General features: G+C 61.4%; 2 protein-coding genes and 1 riboswitch. Of the genes, one reads left to right on the top strand and one right to left on the bottom strand.

Annotated elements, in window-relative coordinates; translation table 11 throughout:
• A partial coding sequence (locus A2J01_RS09945; RefSeq protein ID WP_064112621.1) for an NADP-dependent isocitrate dehydrogenase occupies positions 1-1,169 on the bottom strand: 1,169 nt, incomplete at its 3' end.
• 305 nt (positions 1,170-1,474) lie between these two features.
• Positions 1,475-1,615: riboswitch (SAM riboswitch) on the top strand.
• A 143-nt stretch (positions 1,616-1,758) separates the two neighbouring features.
• On the opposite strand from A2J01_RS09945, the gene A2J01_RS09940 reads away from it, so the two are divergent.
• The coding region (locus tag A2J01_RS09940) for a PLP-dependent transferase (protein WP_197494197.1) at positions 1,759-2,006 on the top strand (248 nt) is incomplete at its 3' end.

Genomic DNA, 2,006 nt, shown 5'->3' with positions numbered 1-2,006 from the left:
TCGGTGGTCAGGTAGCCCTGATCGCCGCCGACCAGCATCGAGAGGTCCTTGGTCATCTGGCCGCTTTCGACGGTCTTGATGACAACGTCTTCGAGCGCCTGCGCGAAGCCGATGACCTCAGGGGTGCTGTCGAGTTTGCCACGATGCTCGAGCCCGCGGGTCCACGCGAAGATGGACGCGATCGGGTTGGTCGAGGTGGGCTTGCCCTGCTGGTGCTGACGGTAGTGACGCGTCACGGTGCCGTGAGCAGCCTCTGCCTCACAGGTCTTTCCGTCCGGTGTCAGCAGAACCGACGTCATGAGGCCGAGCGAGCCGAAGCCCTGGGCCACGGTGTCGGACTGGACGTCGCCGTCGTAGTTCTTGCATGCCCAGACGTATCCGCCCTCCCACTTGAGTGCGGAAGCGACCATGTCGTCGATGAGGCGGTGCTCGTAGGTCAGACCTGCAGCATCGAACTCAGCCTTGAACTCGGTCTCGTAGACGTGCTGGAAGATGTCCTTGAAGGCACCGTCGTACGCCTTGAGAATGGTGTTCTTGGTGGACAGGTACACCGGGTAGTTCTGCTGCAGTCCGTAGGTGAGCGACGCGCGAGCGAAGTCACGGATGGACGTGGTGAAGTTGTACTGCCCCTGGACGACGCCGCCCTCTTCGGGGAAGTTGACCAGTTCGTGCTCGATCGGTGCGCTGCCGTCCTCAGGCGTGTAGGTGATCATCACCTTGCCGGGGCCGGGGACCTTGAAGTCTGTGGCGCGGTACTGGTCGCCGAATGCGTGACGGCCGATGATGATCGGCTTGGTCCAGCCCGGAACGAGTCGCGGAACGTTGGAGATGATGATCGGTGCGCGGAAGATCGTGCCGCCGAGAATGTTGCGGATCGTTCCGTTCGGGGAACGCCACATCTTCTTGAGACCGAATTCCTCGACACGTGCCTCGTCCGGCGTGATCGTGGCGCATTTGACGCCGACGCCGTGCTTCTGGATCGCGTGCGCTGCGTCGATGGTGACCTGGTCGTCGGTCTCGTCGCGGTACTCGATACCGAGGTCGTAGTACTCGAGGTTCACATCGAGATACGGATGGATCAACTTGTCTTTGATGAACTGCCAGATAATGCGCGTCATCTCATCGCCGTCGAGTTCGACGACGGTGCCCTCAACCTTGATTTTGGACATGGGTGCTTCGCGTCCTCCTAGGAAGTTTCCCTGGTTACACGGTTGCGGTCACACTTTGTGAGTGGGTCCGCGAACGGTTCGATTATCAAACCTAGACGGTGTGGACTGATCTCGGGAGATGAGTCCCAAACAAGACAAGCGTACTGCTAACCCGTGAGGCCGCAACCGGCAGGTCCACTCATCGGTCTCTACTCGCGAGTAACTTTTGCCTGCTAGTGGGCTGCGTCGCCCTGCCTCGCGTGCGGTTGCGGCTCACATTTCGCCCCGTGTCAGGACTGCGCTCACTTCCCGGTAGAATCCGACTTGGTCATGAGTGCCAGCGTCAAGCCCCGGCTCGCTGGACGGCAACCCTCCAACCGCGGTGGGGTGCCCCGGGTGATGACCAGGTTTCCCGACGTGGATCTGCTCGCGCAGTTCCACCGCAATTCGGGTGACAAGCGCGGGTCCGACAGGGACGGACCCCAGACCGGGCCGAGCCCCACGGAGGTATTTCAGTATGTGTCGCACTTGTAGATAGACCCCAGCACGGGGCGGCGATCATTCGCCCCCGTCCGACATCTATCCGTCAGACCACTGGAGTGAACAGATCATGACCGACAACACAGCCGACGCCGCAGCAACTTCGGATCCGACCGCCAACTGGTCGTTCGAGACCAAGCAGGTGCACGCCGGACAAACAGCGGACACCGCCACAAATGCGCGCGCTCTGCCGATCTACCAGACCACCAGCTACGTCTTCGACAGCACCGATCACGCTGCTGCACTGTTCGGCCTCGCCGAGCCGGGCAACATCTACACGCGGATCATGAATCCCACACAGGACGCCGTCGAGCAGCG

Source organism: Rhodococcus sp. EPR-134 (assembly GCF_001647205.1).
Classification (GTDB): Bacteria; Actinomycetota; Actinomycetes; order Mycobacteriales; family Mycobacteriaceae; genus Rhodococcus_F; species Rhodococcus_F qingshengii.
The sequence above is the reverse complement of the archived record's forward strand: the minus strand, read 5'-3'. Positions and strand labels throughout refer to the sequence as shown.